This window comes from Alcanivorax sp. (assembly GCF_002726155.1).
In the GTDB taxonomy this organism is placed as follows: Bacteria; Pseudomonadota; Gammaproteobacteria; order Pseudomonadales; family Alcanivoracaceae; genus Alcanivorax.
Window position 1 is genome coordinate 81,075 of record NZ_PBSH01000016.1, and the last position, 23,504, is coordinate 104,578.

Annotated in this window: 26 protein-coding genes; 13 read left to right on the top strand and 13 right to left on the bottom strand. The window is 57.9% G+C overall.

The genetic code is table 11. The features are described 5' to 3' along the window. Positions 1-23: 23 nt before the first annotated feature. A complete protein-coding gene (locus tag CL546_RS04890) occupies positions 24-500 on the top strand; it encodes a gamma-glutamylcyclotransferase family protein (RefSeq protein WP_290493334.1) in 477 nt (158 codons plus the stop codon). A 4-nt stretch (positions 501-504) separates the two neighbouring features. On the opposite strand, the gene CL546_RS04895 is transcribed toward CL546_RS04890, so the two are convergent. From CL546_RS04895 to CL546_RS04910, 4 genes are all read right to left on the bottom strand, one after another. Beyond that, positions 505-867 (bottom strand): DUF3325 domain-containing protein, encoded by a 363-nt coding sequence (locus CL546_RS04895; RefSeq protein ID WP_290493335.1) that lies wholly within the window; start codon positions 865-867, stop codon positions 505-507. Next, on the bottom strand, positions 864-2,489 hold the full coding sequence (locus CL546_RS04900; protein WP_290493336.1) for a PepSY-associated TM helix domain-containing protein: 1,626 nt from the start codon (positions 2,487-2,489) through the stop codon (positions 864-866). Before CL546_RS04900 ends, CL546_RS04895 begins: the two co-directional genes overlap by 4 nt. Continuing rightward, a complete protein-coding gene (locus CL546_RS04905) occupies positions 2,486-2,752 on the bottom strand; it encodes a DUF3649 domain-containing protein (RefSeq protein WP_290493338.1) in 267 nt (88 codons plus the stop codon). The genes CL546_RS04900 and CL546_RS04905 overlap by 4 nt, the downstream gene beginning before the upstream one ends. Positions 2,753-2,880: 128 nt before the next feature. After that, positions 2,881-4,263, bottom strand: a complete 1,383-nt coding sequence (locus CL546_RS04910) for an MATE family efflux transporter (RefSeq protein WP_290493340.1) — start codon at positions 4,261-4,263, stop codon at positions 2,881-2,883. A 101-nt stretch (positions 4,264-4,364) separates the two neighbouring features. On the opposite strand from CL546_RS04910, the gene CL546_RS04915 reads away from it, so the two are divergent. Then, on the top strand, positions 4,365-4,886 hold the full coding sequence (locus CL546_RS04915) for an elongation factor P hydroxylase (RefSeq protein ID WP_463671032.1): 522 nt from the start codon (positions 4,365-4,367) through the stop codon (positions 4,884-4,886). Positions 4,887-5,025: 139 nt separating this feature from the next. Here CL546_RS04915 and CL546_RS04920 read toward each other — a convergent pair whose 3' ends face one another. The 9 genes from CL546_RS04920 to arsC form a co-directional block, all read right to left on the bottom strand. Beyond that, positions 5,026-6,333 carry a DUF58 domain-containing protein gene (locus CL546_RS04920; protein WP_290493344.1) on the bottom strand — a complete coding sequence of 436 codons (1,308 nt, stop codon included), beginning with the start codon at positions 6,331-6,333 and terminating at the stop codon, positions 5,026-5,028. Next, on the bottom strand, positions 6,330-7,301 hold the full coding sequence (locus CL546_RS04925) for an AAA family ATPase (RefSeq protein ID WP_290493345.1): 972 nt from the start codon (positions 7,299-7,301) through the stop codon (positions 6,330-6,332). The genes CL546_RS04920 and CL546_RS04925 overlap by 4 nt, the downstream gene beginning before the upstream one ends. Positions 7,302-7,371: 70 nt before the next feature. After that, positions 7,372-8,694, bottom strand: coding sequence for a DUF4350 domain-containing protein (locus tag CL546_RS04930; RefSeq protein ID WP_290493347.1), 1,323 nt, complete (start codon positions 8,692-8,694; stop codon positions 7,372-7,374). Further along, positions 8,687-10,195, bottom strand: a complete 1,509-nt coding sequence (locus CL546_RS04935; RefSeq protein WP_290493349.1) for a DUF4129 domain-containing protein — start codon at positions 10,193-10,195, stop codon at positions 8,687-8,689. The genes CL546_RS04930 and CL546_RS04935 overlap by 8 nt, the downstream gene beginning before the upstream one ends. Then, complete coding sequence (locus CL546_RS04940) at positions 10,176-11,159, bottom strand: stage II sporulation protein M (RefSeq protein ID WP_290493351.1); 984 nt, start codon at positions 11,157-11,159, stop codon at positions 10,176-10,178. The genes CL546_RS04935 and CL546_RS04940 overlap by 20 nt, the downstream gene beginning before the upstream one ends. Then, a complete protein-coding gene (locus tag CL546_RS04945; protein ID WP_290493352.1) occupies positions 11,156-11,836 on the bottom strand; it encodes an RDD family protein in 681 nt (226 codons plus the stop codon). Before CL546_RS04945 ends, CL546_RS04940 begins: the two co-directional genes overlap by 4 nt. Next, the gene (locus CL546_RS04950) at positions 11,826-12,167 is read right to left on the bottom strand and encodes a DUF2069 domain-containing protein (RefSeq protein WP_290493353.1); all 342 of its coding nucleotides are present in this window, start codon (positions 12,165-12,167) and stop codon (positions 11,826-11,828) included. Before CL546_RS04950 ends, CL546_RS04945 begins: the two co-directional genes overlap by 11 nt. A gap of 2 nt (positions 12,168-12,169) precedes the next feature. Beyond that, complete coding sequence (wrbA, locus tag CL546_RS04955; protein ID WP_290493355.1) at positions 12,170-12,763, bottom strand: NAD(P)H:quinone oxidoreductase; 594 nt, start codon at positions 12,761-12,763, stop codon at positions 12,170-12,172. Between the two features lie 7 nt (positions 12,764-12,770). Next, entirely contained in the window at positions 12,771-13,124 is a 354-nt protein-coding gene (arsC, locus tag CL546_RS04960) for an arsenate reductase (glutaredoxin) (protein ID WP_290493357.1), read from the bottom strand. Between the two features lie 112 nt (positions 13,125-13,236). Here arsC and CL546_RS04965 point away from each other — a divergent pair, with 112 nt between their 5' ends. From CL546_RS04965 to CL546_RS05015, 11 genes are all read left to right on the top strand, one after another. Beyond that, entirely contained in the window at positions 13,237-14,556 is a 1,320-nt protein-coding gene (locus CL546_RS04965; RefSeq protein ID WP_290493358.1) for a YihY family inner membrane protein, read from the top strand. Then, positions 14,546-14,827: an acylphosphatase gene (locus tag CL546_RS04970; protein WP_290493360.1), complete on the top strand. Its 282-nt coding sequence runs from the start codon at positions 14,546-14,548 to the stop codon at positions 14,825-14,827. Before CL546_RS04965 ends, CL546_RS04970 begins: the two co-directional genes overlap by 11 nt. Beyond that, positions 14,824-15,699: an alpha/beta fold hydrolase gene (locus tag CL546_RS04975; RefSeq protein WP_290493362.1), complete on the top strand. Its 876-nt coding sequence runs from the start codon at positions 14,824-14,826 to the stop codon at positions 15,697-15,699. The genes CL546_RS04970 and CL546_RS04975 overlap by 4 nt, the downstream gene beginning before the upstream one ends. Positions 15,700-15,842: 143 nt before the next feature. Next, positions 15,843-17,351, top strand: coding sequence for a fumarate hydratase (locus CL546_RS04980; RefSeq protein WP_290493364.1), 1,509 nt, complete (start codon positions 15,843-15,845; stop codon positions 17,349-17,351). Between the two features lie 539 nt (positions 17,352-17,890). Further along, entirely contained in the window at positions 17,891-18,385 is a 495-nt protein-coding gene (locus CL546_RS04985) for a hypothetical protein (RefSeq protein WP_290493365.1), read from the top strand. Between the two features lie 115 nt (positions 18,386-18,500). Continuing rightward, positions 18,501-18,830, top strand: a complete 330-nt coding sequence (locus CL546_RS04990) for a hypothetical protein (RefSeq protein WP_290493366.1) — start codon at positions 18,501-18,503, stop codon at positions 18,828-18,830. Positions 18,831-18,888: 58 nt separating this feature from the next. Beyond that, positions 18,889-19,440 (top strand): GNAT family N-acetyltransferase, encoded by a 552-nt coding sequence (locus tag CL546_RS04995; protein WP_366603634.1) that lies wholly within the window; start codon positions 18,889-18,891, stop codon positions 19,438-19,440. 989 nt (positions 19,441-20,429) lie between these two features. Continuing rightward, positions 20,430-21,089, top strand: a complete 660-nt coding sequence (locus CL546_RS05000; RefSeq protein ID WP_290493368.1) for an NADPH-dependent FMN reductase — start codon at positions 20,430-20,432, stop codon at positions 21,087-21,089. Positions 21,090-21,215: 126 nt separating this feature from the next. Continuing rightward, the gene (locus CL546_RS05005) at positions 21,216-21,617 is read left to right on the top strand and encodes a DUF6713 family protein (RefSeq protein ID WP_290493369.1); all 402 of its coding nucleotides are present in this window, start codon (positions 21,216-21,218) and stop codon (positions 21,615-21,617) included. A 68-nt stretch (positions 21,618-21,685) separates the two neighbouring features. Next, a complete protein-coding gene (locus tag CL546_RS05010; protein ID WP_463671033.1) occupies positions 21,686-21,793 on the top strand; it encodes a DUF2164 family protein in 108 nt (35 codons plus the stop codon). A gap of 588 nt (positions 21,794-22,381) precedes the next feature. Next, a complete protein-coding gene (locus CL546_RS05015; RefSeq protein WP_290493371.1) occupies positions 22,382-23,101 on the top strand; it encodes a haloacid dehalogenase type II in 720 nt (239 codons plus the stop codon). Positions 23,102-23,504: the final 403 nt, after the last annotated feature.

Consider the following 23,504-nt stretch of genomic DNA (forward strand, 5'->3'; position numbering starts at 1 on the left):
CGAGCAATAATCAGGAGTGATGTGTGGAGTGTGATTATTACTTTGCCTATGGGTCGAACATGAACCCGACACGAATGGCGGTGCGTGGCATGCGTTACCGGCAATCGTTGCGGGCGCAACTGCCCGGTTGGCAACTGGCGTTTAACAAGCGCGCTCATGGAAAAGAAGGCATTGCCTACGCCAATATCGTCAACGCGGACCATGACGGGGCAGAGGTGCAGGGCGTCTTGTACCAGCTTTGGGATCATCGTGAAATCGAACGTATGGATCCATTCGAGGGCCACCCGGTACGTTATCGGCGTGAGCGGCTGGCGGTGAAGACCGAGGCAGGAGAACTGCATACCTGGGTCTATATCGCCAATGCTGAGTGGCAAGCCGAGGATCTGCGGCCGGAACGCTGGTACCTGAATCATCTGCTCAGCGGCCGGCCCTGGCTCAGTGCCGACTATTATCGACGTTTGCTGGCCACGGTTTGTGTGGATGATCCGCAGCCACTCTGATTTTTCACCAGCCGCCGACAGCCAGTGGCACAGTCGACCAGCACAACACTGCCAGTACCGGTAAAGCCACAGCCAGTTGGCCTGCCAGTCGCGCCCGATACGGTAACAAAAATACCAATGGTAAACCCGCTACCGCCACCAACCCTACGGCCATAAACAAGGCCAGTCCCAGGGGCCAGACCGTCAGCGTTACCAGCAGCGATCCCCCCAGTAACAACCAGCCGGGCCAACGGTAATAGCGCACGCGTTCCGGCTGGAGTTTGCGGCCCATCACCTGATCATGGTGGCGTTTCATGGCCAGAGACAGACTGGTAAGGCCTGCATAGGCCAGTGCCAGGGCGAGAAAAAGCGACAAGGCCATCGTCATTGTGTTTCTCCGGCAGGTGTTTGGCCGGTGGTGCTGGTGTTAGCGGCTCGGGGTGGCCGGGCCCGGCGCGGTTTGGCCGGCACGGGTTTGCGCTGCAAGCGCCACAGGGTATAGCCCCCCAGGCCAGCGAGAATCAGGCAGACCAGATCAAAACTGGCGATGGCCGGATGCTGCCAAGCCAGGGCAGAGAAAAGGTGTGACTCAGTGGTAAGCATGTTGATGATGGGCACGGCGAACCACAGCACTGTGGCTGCGCCGACTTGTTCAACCCATCCCTGGCGATGGGGGCGCAACAAACCGTGCACCAGTGATACCAGCCAGGCCAGGAAGAATACCTGGATTTCCCGACTCTCCCGGGCCTCCAGCGTAACCGGCAGCAAGCGGTTGGCCAGGAAGTAGGCAGCAATGGCGAGCATCAACCCGGTAATGGAGGCCATGTTCAGACCATTGACCATTTTCAGTGCCCGGTCGGGCTGTTGATCCCGGCGTAATTGCTGGGTCCGTTTGCTCACCCATAGCAGCATGCCGGTGATAGTCATAGCACAACCGGCGACACCGAACAGAAAGAACAGCCAGCGGGTTAGCGGATCGGCAAAACGCGCCATGTGCACACTGGTAAAGAAGTTATAGATGCGCCAGCCCGGTGAAACCGGATCATTGGCGGGGATGTGTGTGTCGATCAGCTCGCCGGTATTGCCCAGAAATACTTGCGTCGGATCGCCACCGCGCTGGCGATCGGTGACCGCAGGATCCCGGTTTACCCGCAAGGTGATTTGCGCGTTGTCCCGATTGGGGTTGCTGATCTGAATGCGCGTTACCGGCTTGCCGAAGCGGGTTTCGGTTTGTTCGATCAGTGGCCCGATAGCCACCATCGCCTCTGGGGCACCAGGGCGAGCCGCGTCTTCCCCGCGGGAAAATACCTCGGAGAAAAACGCACGGCGGTCACCCTGATACGCCGCGTCAATGCCCCAGGGCATGATCAAAGTCATAAACAGCAGCAGGCCGGAATAAGTGATCATGAAATGGTAGGGCAGGGCGAGTACCGCGGTGGCGTTATGGGCGTCGAGCCAGGAGCGTTGCCCCTTGCCGGGGCGGAAGGTAAAGAAATCCTTGAAGATCTTCTTGTGCGTAATGACCCCACTGATAATGGCAATCAGCATGAACAGGGTAGCCAGGCAAACCAGTAACCGCGCCCAGAGGCGATCAATTCCGTACAACTCAAAATGGAAACGATAGAGAAAATTGCCGCCGCGGGTGGCGCGCGGAGAGACAATTTCACCGCTATCCGCATCCATCAGCATTTGTTCGCCACGCCGACGTCCTTCGTTTTCTGGCTGTTTGGCCGGTTGCCAGCGTAATTCAGCGGCGGTGTGACGGGGGCCGGGCAAACTGATGTCCCAGGAGCGGGCATCCGGTGCCTTGGCATTCAAGGCCGCAAGAGCCTTATCGACGGTGTCCGGTTGCAGGGTGGAATCATGCAATTCGGGCTGCATCCACAGGGTGATTTCTTCACGGAAATAGGCGCTGGTGCCGGTGATGAAAATGGCGACCAGCAGCCAGCCCAGCAATAACCCGGCCCAGGTGTGTAGCCAGGCCATGGATTGGCGAAATGATTTTTTCATGCGGGCCGGCCCCACAGGTAAAGACCGCCCAGCAACAGACAGGGTGCCAGAATGCCGGCCCAGGCGTACCAGGCCGAACGCGCAGAAAACGCCCAGATTGCCGCACCGCTACACAGCAGGAACGACAGCATAATGCCGATGATGACGGCCTGGTCGCGAGCCACGGGCAGGGTAACGGCCAAGGCCATGGCAGACAGGGCGCCTAGCCCATAGCCCCCCAGGGCCGCGGCCAAGGTGCGGGAGGTGATCGAAAGTGGAGTCATAGGAATGTAGATGCAAGCCAATAAGAATGAGAATGGTTATTATCTACAGAAACCGTGCAAAGAAAATGCAAATGACGCCACCGGTACGTCGGCGGGGTGTAAAGACTGTAAAGCGAGGGAACCCGGGGTCAGGCGGCCAGGTCATTCTGCGGCGTAGTCTGCGCCGCCGGTAGCGGCTGAGTGAGGCGCCAGCGCAAGCGCCAGCCCAGAAAAACAGCGGCACTGGTCAACCCGGCCACCAGACCGATCCAGAACCCGGCGGGCCCCATGGGCTCCACCCACCAGTGAGTCAGCGCCAGACCATAGCCGATGGGTAGGCCGATGCCCCAGTAGGCCAGCAGGGTCATCACCATGGGCCAACCGGTGTCTTCAAAGCCACGCAGGCAGCCATTGGCGCACACCTGCAGGGCGTCGGAAACCTGGTACAGGGCGGCGAACAGCAGCAGGTAGCTGGCCAGTGCAATTACCGAACCGTTGTCGGTATAAATACGGGGGATCCAGTGGCGGGCCAGCACCAGACTGGAGGCGGCGGCGATGCCGACCACCAGCGTGATTGCCATGGCCACCTGCACGGCCACGCGAATACCCTCCCTGTCGCTACGCCCCCGGGCGTGCCCCACTCGTACGGTAGCGGCCAGGGCGAAACTCAGCGGCACCATGAAAATCAGGGAGGTGAAGTTGAGCGCAATCTGGTGGCTGGCGACGACCTGGGCGCCGAGGCTGCCAATCAGCAGAGCAATCACCGCGAAGATGCTTACCTCAAAGAATATCGACAGGCCCACGGGCAGCCCCAAGCGCAACATGTAGCCCAGGCTGGCCCGTTCAAAATGCCGTTGGCGCAGGTTTAATGGTGCGTGTTGGTACACCGGGTGGCGGTGGGTATAGATCATCATCATCAGTGCCATGGACCACATCACCAGCGAGGTGGCCCAGCCACAGCCCACGCCACCCATTGCCGGGAAGCCGAGCTTACCGTGGATCAGGACATAGTTACTGGGGATGTTGATCATCAGGCCGATCACGCTGATCAGCAGCACTGGGCGGGTATGGTTCATGGCTTCGGTATAACTGCGCAGGGCCAGCATCACAGCGGCCCCGGGCATGCCCCAGCTAAGCGCATCAAGATAACCACTGACCATGGGCCGGATAGCCGGGTCCACGTCCATCCATACCAGCACCGGGGCAATGCTGCGCAGAATCAGCGCGCAGAGAACGCCCAGCCCAAGGCCGAGCCAGAGCCCCTGCTGGGCGAGGGGGTTGATGCGATGATAAGCTTCGCCGCCCAGATGCCGGGACAGCACCGGGGTGGCGCTCATCAGCACACCGGTCATAAACAGGAACAGCGGTACCCAGATGCTGGCGCCCACCGCCACTGCGGCCAGGTCATTGGCACTGACACGCCCGGCCATCATGGTGTCCACGAAGCCGTTGGCCGTTTGCGCCAGTTGCCCACCCAGAATCGGCAGAGCGAGGGTAAGCTGAGCGGCAAGTTCCTGGCGGCGGGATAACATAGGCAAGTGCTACTGTTGTAAGCGGAACGGGTGTGGTGAACGAAATAGATCAGAATCGGGTTCAGACGAAGGCGGCTACCATACCGCAAAGCGCTTCACAGGTGTACGCCAGTGGTGAGTTGGAAGCCTTGTTTCGGGCGACTTTTTTTCATTCCTACGACACCTTACTGGAAGGGGGCGCTGCGGAGCCTGTTTACCTGCCCGGCCATCCCCACCGGATTTGCTATACACGTGATTACTTCCGCAGTGCCTTGCACGAAATTGCCCATTGGTGCGTTGCCGGCCCGGCGCGTCGCCAGCAGGAAGACTACGGTTACTGGTATGCACCGGATGGCCGCAGTGCGGATCAGCAGGCGGAGTTCAGTCGGGTGGAGGTGTTACCCCAAGCCTATGAAGCTATCTTCTGTGCTGCTTGCGGGCATGATTTCCGGGTGTCGCTGGATAACCTGAATGGCGACGGTGGTGATGAAGCGGCGTTTGCGGTGGAGGTAAAGGCGAAAGCCGAGCGCCTGTTGGTTGAGGGTCTTGCCGAGCGGCCGGCGCGTTGGTGTGAAGCGCTGGCAACGGCGTATGGGCGTGAGGACGTGTCTTTGCATCAAGCTTTGCAGCTGCTGTTTTCGTAGGCGGAGGGCTGTCGGATTACGCCTTTCAGGCTAATTCGACCTACAAAACCTGACGTTTCAAGTTTGGTAGGTCGTGTTTACCCAAGGGCCACAGAGAGGCCGAAGGCCGTAACCCGACAGCCAGTGTTGGGCTATACGTTTAAAGCCGGCCGCTGCGTTTCAGCGCCAGGTACAGGTGATTCAACTGCTGCGGCATATTTTGCGGCGTGGCGCTGGTGACCAGGGCACCGGCGTGGCGCAGGCGGGTATGCAGCTGCTGGCGCTGTTTCTGTTCCTGGGCATCGGCGCACAGCGTTAACGCCTGATCGAAATCTTCCACCGGCTGACGCGCCAGCGCTTCCTGCTCTGGCAACAGCATATCGGCGATCAGCACCAGATGGTGGCGACGCATCAAGCCCACGGCGCTGAGTAGATCATCCAGGTCCTCGTGCTGTAGCCGCGTCACTAACACCACCAATGCTCGGCGACGGCTATGGCGTACCAGCTGACGCGCCGCCAGGCTGAAGTCGCTGGCGTGCTGGCTGGGGTGCAAATCGTACAGCCCGTTCAGCAAATGGTTGATACCGTTTTGCCCCTGCACCGGCGGAAGCCAGCGTGGCTGATCGCCGGAAAACAGCATGGCGCCGGCTTTGTCCTTCTGCTTGAGTGCACTCCATGCCAGTAGCAGCGACGCATTGAGGGCGTGGTCGAAACCGGTGAGTTTACCCACTGGCATGCCCAGCCGTCGGCCGCCATCCAGCATGATCAATACCTGCTGATTCTGCTCATCCTGATACTCACGGCTGATCAAGCTGCGGCGGCGCGCGGTGGCTTTCCAATCGATCTGGCGCAGGCTGTCGCCGGGGTGATACTCGCGTAACTGGTGAAATTCCATGCCTTCGCCGCGGCGCGGCTTGAGGCGGGTGCCGGTGAGGAGAAAGGAATGGTTGGCATCCAGTTGGGTTTGGCTGATGCGGGAAAAATCCGGATATACCGGCACCGTGCATTGGGCCGGGCAAGTTTTCCGCAGCGACCAGAAGCCAAGCTGGCTGGGAAACCAGAATTCCAGGTCGCCGAAATTCACCGGGCCGCGCCGGCTGGGCCGGTAATGGTAAGTGAATTCGGTGAGCTCATTATCAGCCCGGGTAAGCTGACTGGGCAGGCCGGTGAGCACGTCATCACCGGGATGGTGGTCTGCCAGGGTAACAGTGGCGGGCAGATCGGCCGAGGTGATGCGCACCTTGATCGGATGCGGCTGCTGAACGGACAGGGCATTGGGCACGATGCGTTGCGCTGCCGGGGCCGGGCGGCGCCAGCCATGCAACAGGTCGAGCAGGGCGAAGGCTGCCAACACAGCACCTGCCGCCCACCATAGCAGGCTGGCGATGCTGTTACTGAAAAACAGCAACGTGATCGCGCTCAAGGCCCACAGGGCCACGGCGAGGAGCAGGCGCGGAGCGGGCTTCATTGCCGTGGTGCTTCCACCTGGTCGAGCAGGCGGGCCAATGCGGTTTCCGGGGTCTGCCCTTCGATTTCCGCGTCGGCGCTGAGCTGGATGCGGTGGCGCAGTACCGGGCGAGCCACTTGCTGGATGTCGTCCGGGGTGACGAAGTCACGGCCTTCGAACATGGCCTGCACGCGGGCTGCCCGGGCCAGTGCGATACTGGCCCGGGGGCTGGCCCCATGGCTCAGGCCGTTGAAGTCGCGGGTGGCGCGCACGATACGCAGGGCATAATCCAGCACTTCGGCGTCGATCAGCACGTCGTTACTGAGTGCTTTCATGGCCTGCAGGCCGGCGGCATCGGTGGCCGGGCTCAGGCTGTCCACATCCAGGCTAGCGCGGATGGTGCCGTCGAGCACCATGTTCACCAGGCGGGTTTCGTCGGCGTGAGCCGGGTAATCAATCAATACCTTGAACAGGAAACGGTCCAGTTCCGCTTCCGGCAACGGGTAGGTGCCTTCCTGATCCAGCGGATTCTGGGTGGCGAGCACCATATAGGGCTCGTTCAGGGTAAAGGCCTTGCCTTCGATGGTGATCTGCCGTTCCTGCATGACTTCCAGCAGTGCGGCCTGGGTCTTGGCCGGTGCGCGGTTGATCTCGTCAGCCAGCAGCAGTTGAGTAAAGGCCGGGCCGCGACGGATGCGAAATTGCTCGGTCTTTTGGTCGTACATGGCGTGGCCCGTTACGTCGGTGGGCATCAGGTCCGGAGTGAACTGGATGCGGTTGAAATCCAGTTCCAGTACTCGGCCCAGGCTGCGCACCAGCAGGGTTTTGCCCAGGCCGGGCACGCCTTCGATAAGCACGTGGCCGCCGGAAATCAGTGCGATCAGCACTTCACGGACGACCTGTTGCTGGCCAATCAATACCTGATTGAGCCGGCTTTCAATGTCGTGGGCCAGGGCGGCCGCATCGGCGAGGGTGGCGGGTTGGCTCATGCTGTTGTCCTTTTGCGTTGCAACTGACGTTGGCGTGGTTGTCCGCGCCACTGCACCGGTTTATTCGGCATCAGTGACTGCAATTTTTCAGCGATTGTAATAATGACACCTGCCGGGTGAACTGGTCCCGGGTGTCCGGTTGCATCTGTAGCGCCGCTTCCAGCTCTTTGGCTGGCACCGACAAGGCTTTCGCGGCCAGAGTCAGCGCCTTGTCACGTTGATGATGAAAGCGGATCAGGTGCTGCTCGGCTTGTTTACGCAGGGTGTGTACCAGGGCGGCCTGTTGATCCGTGCGCCACTGGAAATAGCCGCTGGCGTGCAAGTGTTGCAGATAATCGCGGCTGCTTTCTTCCCGGGCTTCCTGGCGTGGCCCCTGGCGGGGAATGCGATACCACAACCACAACACCAGCAGTGTTAGCAGCGCAAAAGCCAGTGCTGGGGCTTTTAACCACAACCATTGGGCCAGGGGCGGCATGGCCACCGAGCGCACAAACCACACCGGTTCGTCGGCGGTGAGCCAGGCCAGTAACCAGGCATGATCGAAGTAGAGTAGCCGTTCGTTGGACCACAGGCCCAGGTCTGTGAGCACGGAAATCTGTCCGCTGCCCAGGCCCAGTTGCACCAGCTGGCTGCCGTAATCGTTGTCCGCATAGGCGGTCACTTCCACCGGCCATTCCAGATGCGGGGTCTGGCCTTCTTCATCGTCCCAGCTGTCGTGCCAGATCACATAGTCACTGAACAATTGCACGCGCCGGTCCGGTTCGTTATCGCCCACATGCAGCCCCAGCGGTGCGGGTTCTTGTGGGGCATCACAAGCCAATCGTGTGCAGTCTTCGCGGAGTGCTTCGTTGTCGCTATGCAGACAATATTGCAGAGGGCTGTCAACAAAGGTTGGCAGGGCCATAAGCAGGTCGCGTATCGGGTCTTCTTCAGCGGATTCTGGCACCGGGGAGTCCCATAGGGTGATGCCTAGCGGGAACAACAGCGGGTCGTTGTCTTGCCAGTCGCTGTCGCTGGCGTCGGATGCTTCCAGCATGCCGGGAAGCGGGCGAGCTTCCACAACCAGTTCTCCGCCGTCCTGCACCCATTCCAGCAGGGTGTTGACCTGGTTGGGGGTGAGCATGCCGCGGTGTTTATCGATCACCAGGGTAGTGCGGGTGTCGGGTAACGGGAACAGGGCCGCGGCGCTGAGAATGCGTTCAGAAGGCTGACCCCGTTGCGCCAGCCATTGTTGGGCGGCGCTATAAGGGTTGCGGGTAATGCTGCTGTCCGGTGCCACCCGCTGCATGAACGTGACCGGTTCGGTGAGGGCGTAGTAGCCCGCGACCATGGCGACCAGCAGGGCAGCGAGTAGCCAGGGAAAGGCGCGGCGCAGTCGGGCGGTTCTACCCATGGTCTGCCTCCAGCCGATCCATTTGCTGCCAGTGCTGTGCCAGGGTGCGCACCTGTTCATCACTGACCGGACGGTGGGCCCAGGCGGTGCTGATCCAGGCCTGGGTGAGGCGCTGCAGGTAGGCAATGGGCAGCGGGTCGCCGTGTTGCTGTTGCAGGGTACGCAGGCATTGCTGTTCGGTGCTGCCTGCCGCCAATGCTACCGGGTAGCGTGCCAGAACACCGGCCAGGGCGGCGCGCATCAGCACGGCGAGAGCGGCGCGGATATCACCGGTTTTGAGGGCCTCTTCCACGGCTCGGTTCAGGTTTTTCGGCAGGCTACGTTGACGGATATCCAGCCCGGCCACGTGGGTGGGGATCATCGGGCGTTTGCTTGTGCGGTGTCCGCGCAGGCCGAACTGGTTGGCGACCTTGATGATCAGCCACAGCGCCAGGGCCACAAACAGCGTCCAGAAAATCGCCCATAACAGCGCATCGGGAATATTCAGGGGAGAGTTGGAGATATCGGTTTCATCGTCGTCCAGATTCTCGAACAAGAACCGCCAGAGTGTCTCCATCCAGCTTTCGGCGTCGCTGTTGTCCTGGTTGATCCATTGTCGTTCCGTGCGCTCCTCCAGGGGCATGAAGTCCGGACTGGCCAACAGTTCGATCACTTGTTGTTGTTCGCTGGTAGTTGTGTCTGATGCTGAGGGTTCCGCGTGGGCGGGCTCCATGAACGGCACCAACATGAATATCAGCAAGGCGCCGATGACATTTTTGACGGCGCGGCGCCGCTCTCCCAGCCGGGTGAGGCCGAGTTGCAGGTCCCAGCCTTCCAGCCAGGTGCGTTTGTTCAGGTAGAGGGCAAAGCCGCAGGCCACGTAAAGGGGCTCGGTGACACACAGCACCAGATAAAAACACAGCCCGGAAATGGCCAACTGTAACCCGCTCTGGTCGTAGAACCAGTCACTGAGCTCCAGATTGAATTGCCACGGCACCAGGGTATAGAGCAATGCCATCAACCCGAAGGTCATGAATTGCTCAAGATGAAGCACCAGCAAGGTCAGCATACCGGCCCGGTTGGAGGGATAACTGTTGAGCACTTTCAGTCGCTGGCTGGCGGTCTCGCCTTTCACTTGTTCCAGTTGCCAGACGCAGGCATTGAAACTGCGCATGGGGCTCAGGCGTCGCCAGGTGAGTTGGCCGGCCAGCCCGGGCAGGGCGTAGCCGCGCCAGCGTTTCAGCAAGGCTTTCAAGGTAAGGGTTTCGCCAAACAGGGCGTGGCTGTAAAAGGCCAGTAGCGGGCGTTCCCACAGCGGCTTGAGCCACCAGAATACGAATAACGGCCAGAGGCTGTTGTCCGCCGCGGCCAGTGCCAGCAGCAGGGCATAAGGCACCGCGGTGAATAGCAGCCAGACACCGGTAATGGACCCGGCCCAGTGGCGGTAGAACTGGGTGCCCAGATCTGCCGCTTGCCACGGGCTGCGCGGCGCCAGGCGAGCGCTAGCCTTCTCGAGTTCCATCCCGTCCCCCGAAGAAAAGATACAGATACAACAGAACCCAACAGACTGCGCCCACGCTGTATTTGATGGTTGGCGCCAGGTCCCGTGGTGACCAGAACGCTTCGATAAAAGCAGCCAGCAGTAGCAGGGAAAAGACCCCGTACATGGTGGGCAGGGCATCCCGGGCGGCCAGGCGCAGGGCATCCAGCCGCGACCAGGGGCCGGGAGCAATAATCGCCCAGCCCAGTCGCAGCCCGGCGCCGCCGGCCAGCACGATGGCGGTGAGTTCCGGGGCGCCGTGGGCAATCACAAAAGTAAAGAACGGTTCCTGTGCGCCCACATTGATCAGGTGACCGGCGGCGGCGCCGAAGAAGCTGCCGTTGAAGAGCATTACCACCAGCGCACCCACACCCAGCAACAAGCCGCTGGCGAAGGTTCGGAAGGCGATGCCGATATTGTTCTGGATGTAATGGCCGAACATCATTACGTCGTCATCGCCGCTACGCTCGCTTTTCATATCCGCCTGATTGTCCGGCTGGTACATGCTTTCCAGGTTGGCAATGCTGGCTTCGTCCACCACGGTGTAGATCATTTCCGGCTGTTGATGCACCAGTACCCAAACCAGTGCCATGGAGAGTACGAAGGCCAGGGCGCTGACCAGATGCCAGCGCCACTGGCGGCGGACCGCCCGGGGAAAACCGCTGGCAAGAAAAGTGCCGATGCGATCCGCCAGTGACGGGTTGTAGCGGTACAGCTGGCGATGGGCGCGAAGTACCAGATTGTTGAGAAACTGTTGTAGCTGCACGCTGTAGCCCCGCTCCCGGGCAAGCGCCAGTTGATGGCAGAGCTTGCGATAGTCTGTAACGAAGGTATTTAGCGGCAGCTTGTTCTTTTTACTCACGTGCAGGGATTCCAGCTGTTCCAGCTGGTTTTCCAGCGCTTGCCATTCCGGGCGGTACTGCTGTTCAAAGCGGGCCTGTTTCATGCGGGGCCCTCCACCAGATAGCGGGTCACTGCATTCAGCCGTTGTAGTGCCTGTGCCGGAGCCAGTTCAGGGTATGCCAGTAGCGCCAGCTCCTGCTGACGGGCATCAGAAAACTGCCCATGACGCTCATGGAATGCCAACAAGGCCAGCTGGTCATCACGATTCAGCGCCCAATCCGGGGCCAGGCTTTCGCCACGGTTCTGCTCGCTGCTCGCTGGTGTTTCCTCCACATGGATAACCAGCGTATTGGCTGCCATGTCACCGAGTCGTTGAAAGCGGGGACTGATCAGGGTGCAGATAAACCCGAGCAGATAGAACAGCGGGAAGGCATCGGCGGTACGCAGCAGATTGCGAATCAGGCTGCCGTTGAAGCTCAGGGGGCTGCCGTTGGCGTGGACCACCACAATGCCCATGGCTTTCTTGCCGGGGGTCTGGCCGTGGCGAAAGGCTTCAAACAGGGTGGGGTAAAACCATTCCAGCACGAAGGCCAGAATCAGCAGAAGGCCCATGCCGGCTTTGCCCAGCGCCGCGAAAATCCCGGCCAGGGCCGCGTAGATTACCAGCCGAATGGCCAGGTCGATGGTGTAGGCCAGCGCCCGAGGCACAGGCCCGGCCAGCGACAGGCTGAGCATGGCACCTTCCGGTGTTTCTACTTCCAGGCGTTCATCAATCAGCATTCTGGCCCTGACGAATTTGCAGCGCGGCAAACACAAAGACCATGACGGTGAGCGTGGTTTTGACAATCGCCAGGGTACGGACCGGCGGCGGATCCAGTAGCTGGACCGCATAGCCACAGAAATAGAAAAGTATCAGAAAGCACAACCAGGTGGCCTGGCGGCGGTTACCGCTGATCACGGCAGGGATCATCAGGAGTAACGGCAGGTACAGTACCAGCGCAATAATGACACTGGAGACGATATGGGCATCCGGCGGCGCCAGAGTGAACAGGCCGCTGATGCCGACAAGCAAAAGCAGGGCGTAGCTGATACGAAGTAAAACAAGGTTCATCATCAAGCCTTAAGTTGGCGGGCCAATAACGCCAGGCGTTTGCCCAGTGCGCGTGCCAGGGTGATTTCGTGTTCGGTTAGTGCCGGGTCGCCCTGGCTGCCGGAAACATGAGTGGGGCCGTAGGGCGTGCCACCGCTTTGAGTATCGAGCAAGGCGGCTTCGGAATAGGGCACCCCGGCCAGCACCATACCGTGGTGGAGCAGGGGCGTCATCATGGAAAGCAGGGTGCTTTCCTGACCGCCGTGCAGGCTGCCGGTGGCACTGAAGACACCGGCGGGTTTGCCGATCAGGGTGCCTTTCATCCACAGCTCGCTGGTCTGGTCGATAAAATATTTCAGCGGCGCAGCCATGTTGCCAAAGCGGGTAGGGGAGCCCAGAGCCAGCCCCTGGCAGCCGGCCAGGTCTTCCAGGCTGGCGTAGGGAGCACCCTGATCCGGTATCGCCGGTTCACTGGCTTCGCAATTGGCGGACACGGCCGGGACGGTGCGCAGGCGTGCTTCCATTCCGGTGCTTTCGATACCGCGGGCCACCTGTTGCGCCAGGTTGGCAACACTGCCGTTGCGACTGTAGTAAAGCACCAGCACATAATCGGTCATGGGCGATTCAGTCCAGTAACTGCAGGGCGTTTTCCGGGGGGCGACCAAGCACCGCCTGATCGCCTTTAACGACGATGGGGCGCTCGATCAGTTTCGGGTACTGGCTCATGGCGGCAATCACGTCGGCGTCGCTGCTCTGTGAAGACAGGCCTGCGGTTTTGTAATCCGCTTCCTTGTTGCGTACCAGATCATGGGCACTGTTGAAGCCCAGCTTGGTGATCAGGCTTTTCAATGTGGCCGTATCCGGAATATCGTCCAGATACTTTACGATAGTAGGGGTAATACCCTTTTCTTCCAGTAGCGCCAAGGTCTGGCGGGATTTTGAACAGCGCGGGTTGTGGAAGATAATGTAGTCGCTCATGGGATTGCATATCCTGTTTCGTAACGCTGCCATTGTAAGCTGCACGAGTGTGGTGGCAAGGGTGCACTGTTCGTTGCCTGTTAGAGGTTTAACCAGAAAGGATGCGTAGAGCATGGAGAATGAGCAGCCGGTAATCCCGGTGCATGCCCGGTTCGATTCCATCAAGGCGTTTTTTGCACTACTGGTGCGCCAGTTCAACGAGGACGGTTGCCGACAAAGCGCGGCGGCACTCACCTACACCACATTGTTTGCCATTGTGCCGGTAATGACGGTGAGCTTTGCGGTCTTGTCCTCGGTACCGGCCCTGAAAGACAAGGGCACCCAGTTCCAGGCCTGGGCGTTTGAATATTTTGTCCCCTCGGCGGGGAACATGCTTCTCGATCACCTGCAGTCCTTTGCCAAACAGGCCGCCAACCTCACCGGGCTGGGGATAGTGTTTCTGGTGGTGACGTCGATCCTGATGCTCAGCACCGTTGAACAAACCCTGAACCGTATCTGGAAAGTGCAGACTCCGCGTAAAGGCCTAACCAGCCTGTTGATGTACTGGGCGGTATTGTCATTGGGCCCCATTTGTCTGGGGCTGGGGCTGGCGATCTCGTCGTATCTCACCTCGCAGGCCATCTTCAGCGACACGGTGAGTTATCTGGGCGGCGTGCGGTTGTGGCTGTCTCTGCTGCCGTTTCTGTTTACCACCGCCATGCTGACACTGATGTACACCGTGGTACCCAATACCAAGATTCCGCTACGCCAAGGGCTGCTGGGGGCGGCGGTAGCGGCGCTGTTGTTTGAGTTGGCGAAAGGCGGTTTCACCTTTTTTATCAAACAGGCACCGAGTTACCAGGTGGTGTACGGCGCCTTTGCAGCAGTCCCGGTGTTTCTGCTGTGGATTTATATTTCCTGGACCATAGTGCTCGGTGGGGCGGAACTGGTGCGGGCATTGGTGGTGTTTCAGGAACACCGTCGCCAGGTGCCGCGCATGCATGCATTGGTGCGCTTGCTCAATGTGTTCTGGCAGCGCCAGCAAAATGGCAAGGTGCTACGCAGTAAAGAAGTTCGCAAGGTCATGCAGGAATCGGGTATCAGCCAGTGGGATGAATTTCGCAACTTGCTGGTGAATGCAAAACTGATCCGGCGCACGGAAGAGGGCGGGTACATGCTCAGTCGGGATCTGCGCAACCTGTCACTGGGACAGTTGGTCGCCATGCTGCCGTGGCCGGCCCATACCCAGCTACGGGTTAGACAACAGTCAGAACCGTTACCCTGGGAAGCGGCATTGAAAAACCGCATGGACCAGGCCCGTGAGGGCATGATGGCGCCACTGGATATCAGCCTGGATGCCTTGTTCAGTGAATCCCGGGCGGGAGAGGAAAAACACGTAGAGCACAACCGTAAAGACAGCACGATTGACCACGAGGACAACAATGACGACTAAGCATGTACTGGTGAGCGGCATTGTGCAGGGTGTAGGCTACCGGGCCTGGACGCGCCAGGAAGCCATTCGCCGCAAACTCACCGGCTGGGTTCGCAACTGTGCAGACGGCCGTGTGGAAGCGTTGCTGGAAGGCGAAAGCGGTGCGGTGGATGACATGCTCGATGCCATGCACCAGGGCCCGGCGCTGGCACAGGTGGAAAGGATCCTGGTGGAAGAGGGCAGTGATCATGATGATGCGCCCCGTTCCAATCACTTTGAGGTAACCCGATGAAACAGGTTGAGCTGGTCAATGGTGACCTGCGTTTTCCTGCCCTGATGGCTGGCAATGGGGAGCCGGTGATTCTGTTGCACGGTTTTCCCGATACCCACGAAAACTGGGCGGTGCAGATCAATGCGCTGGCGGATGCCGGCTATACGGCTATCGCTCCGGCTTTGCGTGGGTATGCGCCCAGCTGCCAGCCGGGTAATGGCGATTATTCCCTGTATGCGGCCGTGGACGACCTGATGGTGTTTGCCGCCCAGCTGGGTGGCCGTGTGCATTTGATCGGGCATGACTGGGGCGCGGCGGTGGGCTACCTGGCCTGTGCCCAATTTCCCGAGACGTTCTGTTCGTTCAGTGCCCTGTCTATTCCTCCCATACGGCGGATTCCCCAGGCCTTGTTGAAGGTGCCTGAGCAGGTGTTGCTGAGCGGCTACATGCAGTTCTTCCAGTTGCCGTTGGCACCGGAAGCCTGGCTCAAGCGTGGGGATCTGGATGGCGTGGAGGCGCTATGGCGGCGCTGGTCACCGGGCTGGGAACCAGAGCTCTATCTGGATAACGCCAAACACACCCTGGCCGAGCCGGGGGTGATTCCTGCTGCGTTGGCCTGGTATCGCTCCCTGTTCAAGGTGTGGAAGAAAGAACACCGCAAGGCACGGGCCTGGTTGGGGCAGGATATTGCCACCCCCACCCAGGTCTTGATCGGCGAGAATGACGGTTGCATGAGCCCCAAGCTGCTTGAGCATACCTTGGTAGAAAGTGATTTCAGTGGCGGTGTTGAGCTGCAAACCCTGGCGGATGCCGGGCATTTTCTGCACTTGGAACAGCCGGAGGCGGTAAACCGTCACCTGATTCGCTTGCTCAATAACACCCGTTGCGACTGACGGCGGCTCAATGACGCGGCAAGGAGCGGCCAACGCAAACGCCCGCTCCCACCGCTTGCCGCAGTCTTCGCGCTCCGGGTTTTCGCCCCCTTGATACTCTGCGCTATACTACGCGCCCCTATTTTCCCAGCAGGAGTAATCCCATGACGGTGATTCGCCAGGATGACCTGATTCAGAGCGTGGCAGATGCCTTGCAGTACATCTCGTACTACCACCCGGTGGATTTCATCCGCGCGGTGAAAGAAGCCTACGAGAAGGAAGAGAGCAAGGCCGCCAAAGACGCCATGGCACAGATCCTGGTCAACTCCCGCATGGCCGCCATGGGTCGTCGCCCGATTTGCCAGGACACCGGCATCGTGACCGTGTTCGCCAAGGTGGGCATGAATGTCACTATTGATGGCGACATGAGCCTGGACGACATGATCAACGAAGGGGTGCGTCGCGCCTACAACCACCCGGACAACGTCCTGCGTGCCTCGGTGCTGGCGGACCCGGACGGCAAGCGTGCCAACACCAAGGACAACACTCCGGCGGTGATCAATTACTCCATCGTCCCCGGCGACACCCTGGAAATCGACGTGGCGGCCAAAGGCGGCGGTTCCGAAGCGAAATCCAAGTTCGCCATGCTCAACCCGTCCGATTCCGTGGTGGACTGGGTGCTGGAACAGATTCCCAAAATGGGCGCCGGCTGGTGTCCGCCGGGCATGCTCGGCATCGGCATTGGCGGCACCGCCGAGAAAGCCATGCTGATCGCCAAAGAATCCCTCATGGACCCCATCGACATCCATGAGCTGCAGGCTCGTGGCGCCCAGACCCGCTCTGAAGAGCTGCGTCTGGAGCTGTTCGAGAAAGTGAACGCGCTGGGTGTGGGCGCCCAGGGCCTGGGTGGCCTGACCACCGTGCTGGACGTGAAAGTGGTGGATTACCCTACCCACGCGGCCAACAAGCCGGTAGCCCTGATTCCCAACTGTGCGGCCACCCGTCACGCCCACTTCATTCTGGATGGCTCCGGCCCGGCCGACCTGAAAGCGCCGGATCTGGAAGAATGGCCGGACATTGCCTGGGGCAACGACGAAGGTGCCAAGCGCGTGAACCTGGACACCGTGACCCCGGAAGAAGTGCAGACCTGGGAACCGGGCGACACCTTGCTGTTGTCCGGCAAGCTGCTCACTGGCCGTGATGCCGCCCACAAGCGCATGGTGGACATGATCTCCAAGGGCGAAAAACTGCCCGTGGACTTCACCAACCGGTTTATCTACTACGTGGGCCCGGTGGATCCCGTTCGGGAAGAAGTGGTTGGCCCCGCAGGCCCCACCACAGCCACCCGCATGGACAAGTTCACCCGCACCATGCTGGAAGAAACCGGCCTTATCGGTATGGTCGGCAAGGCTGAACGTGGCGACACCGCCATCGAAGCCATCAAGGACAACAAGGCCGTGTACCTGATGGCGGTGGGCGGCGCCGCCTACCTGGTCTCCAAAGCCATCCGCAAATCCCGCGTGGCAGCCTTTGAAGACCTGGGCATGGAAGCCATCTACGAATTCGAAGTGGAAGATATGCCCGTCACCGTGGCAGTAGATTCCACCGGCGAATCCGTACATAAAACCGGCCCGGTGATCTGGAAACAGAAGATCGCCGAAAAGAGCGCGTAGTACGTACTACAAGCTCGCCCACCAAAAAGCCGCGCCAACGCGCGGCTTTTTGGTGGGCGAGCGGCTGCAACACGCCTCACGCCTCACGCAACACGAAAAACCCAAACCGTCAAAACAACCCGCGCTTTTTTGTAGGAGTTCCTCTCGAGGGACGAACCCCGCGCCAGATAACCTGACAAACCTTGCAATCACCCCTCCAAACTTAACGTTCTCACCAGCCTGATTCTCCCGCTCTGAATTCCCTTTTTTACCCGCGCGCAAGTTGAATATGTAGGATATGGCTTACAGATCTTTGTAAGTTGCTGAGATAAAGTGAATTTTCAGAAAAGCGGATGCAAGAAAAATCCGAGTAAAAATTCCTGTTCAACACGCAAGTGCAAGAAAAGTCCGTTGAGAGCGAATCCTGCCAGCGGGGTAAATCACTGATTGGGTGATGGTTTTATATGGTTGTTGAGCAGGGTCGAATCGGGGATATACAGCAAAGTGATATATCGCATCTGCAATTAAATACGCTGTTAAGCTAAATTAGAGAGGGTGATGTGAAGTATTTTAAAGCAACTAGTATTTTGTTCGCTTACTGTGTCATAGCTTTGTCTGGCTGCGCCAGTGTCCCGCACAGCGCCAATTCAGCGTTATCGGAAGAGAAAGTAAGGGTTTTTATTCATAAAATTAGTAATGACATGGAGCGTATGGATATAAAAGAATTCGCGAGTAATTACTCTACGAATTTTGTCTACGAGGATAATGTAAGCACCTCACATTCAATCCGTTGGGGCTACAAACAGTACCTTCAGTATGCTGCAAATCTCATGGGTCGAGCCTCAAAGGTTGAGTCAAAAACAGCTATAAAGAATATATCTATTAAGGGGGATAGTTCGGCCTCGGTTGAAATTCAGCAAACTACCCGGGTCACTTTCCAAGGAAAGACACAAGAAATCCGATCAATACAGAGATCAAAAATAATTCAAAAAAATGGCAAATTACTTATTCTACATATCAAAATGCTGGAAGACTTGGGGCATGAGGTGCTTTGAATAAAAAAGCTTAACAGGGCGCTGCTGCAAACAAGTGGCAGAGCGCGGCGTTGAGGTTTAAGTGATTAGGGGCCTTCGATCTGACCGAGCGTACGTTAAGGTTTTCAGGGACCGGATGACTCTTGAAAGTCTCGATGTTGGTGGGCGTCCGTACGAGGTATTGCCGGTCCTGCCATTTACTACCCGCCGTCTTTTGGTCGGGCAGTTTGATGTGGCGGAGCATTGTCTGCAGCAAGGTTTGAAGCGGCTTGGCGAAAATGCATGGCTGAAACCTGGGTCGGAGCTCATAGTCCAGCCTATGGAAATGACAGACGGAGGTCTCAGCCAGGTGGAAGAACGTGTGATCATGGACATGGCATACGGTGCCGGGGCCAAACGTGTATTGCTGTGGGTGGGCGGAGAGCTTTCCAGGCAAGAGGCCTTGAATAAGCTTGAGGCTTTATAACGAGCCAGTGAAGCAGCGGAGGCCAGCGGCGTAGCTTGCTCATACATAGGGGGTTGTGGTGCATATTTGTGAGGCTGATAGATTGATTCTGCGGCGGTTGTCCCTTGATGACGTTCCCGCGTTGGCCGAAATTCTCAGCGACCCTGATGTGATGAAATACTCGGTTCGAGGTGTTTGTGATGAGGCCGCCACACTCAAGTTTATCGAGTGGTGTTTGGCTTGTTACGAATCACATGGCGTTGGTCCATGGGCTCTCATCGATAAGACATCTTCTGAACTGATCGGCTTCTGCGGTGTTGGGCCAGAATGGGTCGATGATGTCGAGGAAGTTAATCTTGGCTATCGGCTGGCCAGTCGCTATTGGAATAAAGGGTTGGCATCTGAAGCGGTCAGATCTGTCCTTGACTATGTTTTCGGTAAGCGCCTGTTCCATTCAGTGGTCGTTATCATAGAGCCCGAGCATGTGGCATCGCTTAAGGTTGCTGAGAAGGCAGGGTTTTCTCGCTTCGATGCCGTGGAATTTCATGGTCGGCCTGTAAGGTTATACCGATTGACCTCGGCGCAATGGGGAGCATCGCATAACAATGCCATGCATGTGACAAGGGCATGATGGCGGGCAAACTCCTTGTTGTGCCTGCAATTAGAAGTTCAGGCTCAGATGCCCTCCCGAATTTCAAACTCTACCATGGCTATTTCTGCACTTCATAATCCGGTGCACCACTCTTCTCCTGCTGGTGCCCATGTCAGGCATTAAAGATCCCGAGGGTAAGGCCTCGCATCGTACATATGAGGAAAATATGAAAGAGCTAACCCAATATACGCGTGTATTTCCACCGATAACGCGCTGTCACCACGTGGGGTAAATGAGTGAGATCTGTATTTCTATTCGTTGCTTTGTTGTCTGTATGTCTTCCTGTGTCAGCTAATTCCTTATGTGAGCCTGAGGATGAATTGGTTTTTTCATGTGAAATCGGAAGCAAAACTGTTTCAGTATGCAGGACTGAAAAGGGCCGGGTTGAGTATGTATACGGGGCTGGTGACAAAGGCGAATTAGAACTGAACTCACCACTCTTCAGTAGCGCGGCTTGCCCAGGTGGTGGGATAAGCCGATTGAGGTTCAGGAACGGAAACTATAGCTACATCGTTTACGATGTCATGTGCCATTCAGGCGGAATGGGCGAGAACCAGCGGAGCAAGTCAGATTTCGCCGGACTTGTCGTGCTGAACCAAAGTGACGTCGTTTTCAATAAAACGTGCACCTCCTTTGAGGATGAAGTGTTTGGCGTTAATTCGGGTATTCTTCCTGAAAGCGTTGAAAAAGAGGACTTTGATTATAGTATCCCGTAATGCGGGAACGCTTCTTGAGAGTGACGTCAAATCAGGTTTTCTTGTTGCCTAGTGCCTCAAGTTCACTATAGAAAGAGCAATCAGGTTAACTCGTTAACGTCTTCCTGGACTCACTCAAGAACAAATCCTGATGCGATGTCAGGTGTTGCCTCATGCCTCAGGAGGATTCTGACAAGAGTTGGCGCCTGAGTTCGGGTTTTAGCGAGCGGGAGAGGCTCATCCCCGATGATCCAACTGACGGAGGTGATATCAATGAAATTCCTGATTTTTTTGGGCACGGTTCGCGATAGTACTCCGCCTAAGCCTGCTCGCTTGGGTGAGAGGGTGGCGAAGGCGTGCGTTGAATGCCTCAATGCCCGATATGGGGAGCATGAGGTGGAGCTGGTTGATGCGCTGGATTATCCCATGGAGACAGTGTTTAAACCGCATTTTTCCTACCCGAAAAGCAAAGCGCCGCCGGCACTCAATACGTTGGCTGAAAAAATTGCCTCTGCCGATGGCTACATCATGGTCAGCCCGGAATACAACCACTCCATGAGCCCTGCATTGGCGAATTTGCTCAACCACTTTGGCAGTTCGTTGTTTTCCTATAAGCCCAGCGCAATTGTTACCTATTCGGCCGGCCAGTGGGGAGGGATGCGCGCGGCTGTCGGTATGCGCACGTTTCTCTCGGAACTGGGCTGTCTCCCTGTTTCTGCGATGGTGCATGTGCCCAAGGCACAAGACGTTTTCGCCGCAGATGGAGCGCTACAGGCGGGTGAGGATAAGGTGTCCTGGTTTGATTATTTGGGGCGAACGTTCAACCAGCTGCTCTGGTGGGCTCAAGCCGCGAAAGCGCATGCTGATGAGGTCGATCCGCACAAGATGGTCCGGGATTTCAAGACCACGCCTGCCGAGCGAAATGCGCCCTAGTGTTTTTCGGCATGGGTGTAGGGAAGCGGCAAGTGAGGGGCAAAGAGTGTTCTTGCCTCGCGCGTCAAATCCAATGTAGAAAGGGCAGCAGGGTTAACCCGTTAACGCTTTCCCGGACCAAATCCAATGACTGCTGATTTTCAGCCTCTCTGGCTTAAAGCAATCTTCCTCCTTGGCGTCAGCCTGCTATTCACTCACGAACTGGATGCAATGACCCACAGCGAATGGCGTGTGCTGCCCGTGACCAGTTGGCTGGCGCCGGGGCTGGGCCGTATGGTGTTTGTGACGTTGCATGTGCCGATCTTTGCGTTGGTGTTGGGTTGGCTGACCAGCAGGTTGCCGAAGCGGGCGGCGCAGGGGCAGTTCTGGGTGTCGGTATTTCTGGTGGTTCATGCTGGTTTGCATGTGGCCTTTAGTGGGCAGCCACACTATACCTTTGAGGGCATTCTCTCGAATACACTGATTTTTGGCGCTGCGCTGTGTGGTGTTGCTTATCTTTGGGGGCGTTACTGGATGAGTAGAGACTAGAGTAAACGCTTTCCTGGTCGAGGTCGGTGTATGCCCGCCATTAAAGAGGGCCAGAGGTCGTGGCCAGGGTGGAGCCGCCGCTCCAGCAGGATATCGGCGGGTTCGAGGCGGAGTTTCTGATTGATTTCTTTGCCAAAGAACTGGGACCACATTTCTATAATCTGGGGAACCTCTGAATAACTCCTTGCATGCTCAGCGTGACCTTAAGCGTGCAGCTGTTGTGCCTTGTCTCGACAGACAGGGTGGTTCCCTTTCTTAGAGGCAAGGCGCAGCAGATGTGCGCTTAAGGCCGCGCCCTCCGGGTCTTCCAGGCTGCCCCGCACTTGTTGTTGCACTTTTTCGATGGATGGACATACACCTTCAAAAGCGCGCCTAGATTGCGAACCAGCCTGAAAGACTGAGCATGCAAGGAGTTATTCAGAGGTTCCCTGGGTTTGTTTGATGCTCAGCAGGACTCACCGAGAAGATGGACGAGGTAGAGTATGTGATGCAAGAACTTGAGAAGCCGGAAGAGTAGACGTAATACGGTGGAGTCAACGCTCGCACAGGAGGGCGCTTTTGGGTCGGATAGGTCAGGTCAGAGGGGCGTTGCACACAGCCCCTCAGGAACTTTCCTTCTCTTGTGACCTCCCATCACAAAGGTTGGCGCTGAATTATTGGTTAGCCATGCATTCATTTTCCCTGAGGTGCTTTCTGTCATGTCCCGAACCCTGTTGAAAACCTTTCCGCTTCTTGCTGCTATTTTGTTTCTTGGAGGTACTGCCATGGCTGATACAGCCCCGCAAGACGCGTCTGCTGGCGCGGAACCGCCCAAACCCAAGGTCATTATCTTTGATGTGAACGAAACGCTGCTGGACCTGGAGTCCATGCGCTCATCGGTTGGCGAGGCGCTGGGAGGCAGGGAAGAGCTGTTGCCACTGTGGTTCTCGACCATGCTGCATAACTCTCTGGTCACCACGGTGACTGGGGAATATCACGACTTTGGCCAGATTGGTGTCGCCTCGTTGTTAATGGTGGCGAAAAACAACGATATTCCTTTGAGTGAGGAAAAGGCGAAAGACGCCATTGTGTCCACCATTCTCAGCCTGCCACCGCATCCTGACGTGAAGCCGGGCCTGACGGCGCTGAGCGAGCAGGGCTTCAAGATTGTCAGCCTGACTAACTCGTCCAACAACGGGGTGAAGACCCAGTTTGAAAATGCCGGCCTGACGGATTTCTTTGATGCGCGCTACAGCATCGAGGATATCAAGGTGTACAAGCCGGACTTGCGAGCCTATGAGTGGGTACTCAAGCAGTTGGGAGTGAAGCCAGAAGAAGCCTTGATGGTGGCGGCCCATGGTTGGGATGTGGCCGGTGCAAAAGAGGCGGGCTTGCAGACGGCCTTTGTGGACCGCCCCGGTAAGGCACTGTATCCGCTGGCGAAGAAGCCGGATTACGTGATCAAGGATATTGGTGAGCTGGCGGATATCATGAAAGCGAAGTAGGCGCTGCTGAAATACATTGCAGGCGGTACAAGATGACCCCGGATCCGGGTTCCCCGGTCCGGGGTTTTCTTTGTCTGGATCAATGCGGGGCAGGGCCGTGAAGTGTCTGGCCTGATGGCTAGCCGGGTATTTGCCAAGGCCTGCTGTCTCAGGAAGAGCAGGCACAGTGATGTGCCTGCTTTTGAATGTATAGGTCCGGGAGCCCGGCCCCGTCCCTGGGGCGCGGAGATCAATCGTCAGGCTTTCCTGGGGTCACAGTAATGAAGGCCTGGGGCTACCCGGACAGTTAATATACTGTTCATTTGGTCAGTGGTCAAATAGGGTAAGTTACGAGTCGCGAGTTCCGAGTTGCGAAAGGCAAAACCTCAAACCCCAAACCCCAAACCCCAAACCCCAAACCCCA

Excerpts from the sequence above, each read along its gene's own strand:
- CL546_RS04895 (WP_290493335.1), bottom strand. The coding sequence starts at position 867 with ATGACGATGGCCTTGTCGCTTTTTCTCGCCCTGGCACTGGCCTATGCA.
- CL546_RS04900 (WP_290493336.1), bottom strand. The coding sequence starts at position 2,489 with ATGAAAAAATCATTTCGCCAATCCATGGCCTGGCTACACACCTGGGCC.
- CL546_RS04905 (WP_290493338.1), bottom strand. The coding sequence starts at position 2,752 with ATGACTCCACTTTCGATCACCTCCCGCACCTTGGCCGCGGCCCTGGGG.
- CL546_RS04910 (WP_290493340.1), bottom strand. The coding sequence starts at position 4,263 with ATGTTATCCCGCCGCCAGGAACTTGCCGCTCAGCTTACCCTCGCTCTG.
- CL546_RS04920 (WP_290493344.1), bottom strand. The coding sequence starts at position 6,333 with ATGAAGCCCGCTCCGCGCCTGCTCCTCGCCGTGGCCCTGTGGGCCTTG.
- CL546_RS04925 (WP_290493345.1), bottom strand. The coding sequence starts at position 7,301 with ATGAGCCAACCCGCCACCCTCGCCGATGCGGCCGCCCTGGCCCACGAC.
- CL546_RS04930 (WP_290493347.1), bottom strand. The coding sequence starts at position 8,694 with ATGGGTAGAACCGCCCGACTGCGCCGCGCCTTTCCCTGGCTACTCGCT.
- CL546_RS04935 (WP_290493349.1), bottom strand. The coding sequence starts at position 10,195 with ATGGAACTCGAGAAGGCTAGCGCTCGCCTGGCGCCGCGCAGCCCGTGG.
- CL546_RS04940 (WP_290493351.1), bottom strand. The coding sequence starts at position 11,159 with ATGAAACAGGCCCGCTTTGAACAGCAGTACCGCCCGGAATGGCAAGCG.
- CL546_RS04945 (WP_290493352.1), bottom strand. The coding sequence starts at position 11,836 with ATGCTGATTGATGAACGCCTGGAAGTAGAAACACCGGAAGGTGCCATG.
- CL546_RS04950 (WP_290493353.1), bottom strand. The coding sequence starts at position 12,167 with ATGAACCTTGTTTTACTTCGTATCAGCTACGCCCTGCTTTTGCTTGTC.
- wrbA (WP_290493355.1), bottom strand. The coding sequence starts at position 12,763 with ATGACCGATTATGTGCTGGTGCTTTACTACAGTCGCAACGGCAGTGTT.
- arsC (WP_290493357.1), bottom strand. The coding sequence starts at position 13,124 with ATGAGCGACTACATTATCTTCCACAACCCGCGCTGTTCAAAATCCCGC.
- CL546_RS04965 (WP_290493358.1), top strand. The coding sequence starts at position 13,237 with ATGGAGAATGAGCAGCCGGTAATCCCGGTGCATGCCCGGTTCGATTCC.
- CL546_RS04970 (WP_290493360.1), top strand. The coding sequence starts at position 14,546 with ATGACGACTAAGCATGTACTGGTGAGCGGCATTGTGCAGGGTGTAGGC.
- CL546_RS04975 (WP_290493362.1), top strand. The coding sequence starts at position 14,824 with ATGAAACAGGTTGAGCTGGTCAATGGTGACCTGCGTTTTCCTGCCCTG.
- CL546_RS04980 (WP_290493364.1), top strand. The coding sequence starts at position 15,843 with ATGACGGTGATTCGCCAGGATGACCTGATTCAGAGCGTGGCAGATGCC.
- CL546_RS04990 (WP_290493366.1), top strand. The coding sequence starts at position 18,501 with ATGACTCTTGAAAGTCTCGATGTTGGTGGGCGTCCGTACGAGGTATTG.
- CL546_RS05000 (WP_290493368.1), top strand. The coding sequence starts at position 20,430 with ATGAAATTCCTGATTTTTTTGGGCACGGTTCGCGATAGTACTCCGCCT.
- CL546_RS05005 (WP_290493369.1), top strand. The coding sequence starts at position 21,216 with ATGACTGCTGATTTTCAGCCTCTCTGGCTTAAAGCAATCTTCCTCCTT.
- CL546_RS05015 (WP_290493371.1), top strand. The coding sequence starts at position 22,382 with ATGGCTGATACAGCCCCGCAAGACGCGTCTGCTGGCGCGGAACCGCCC.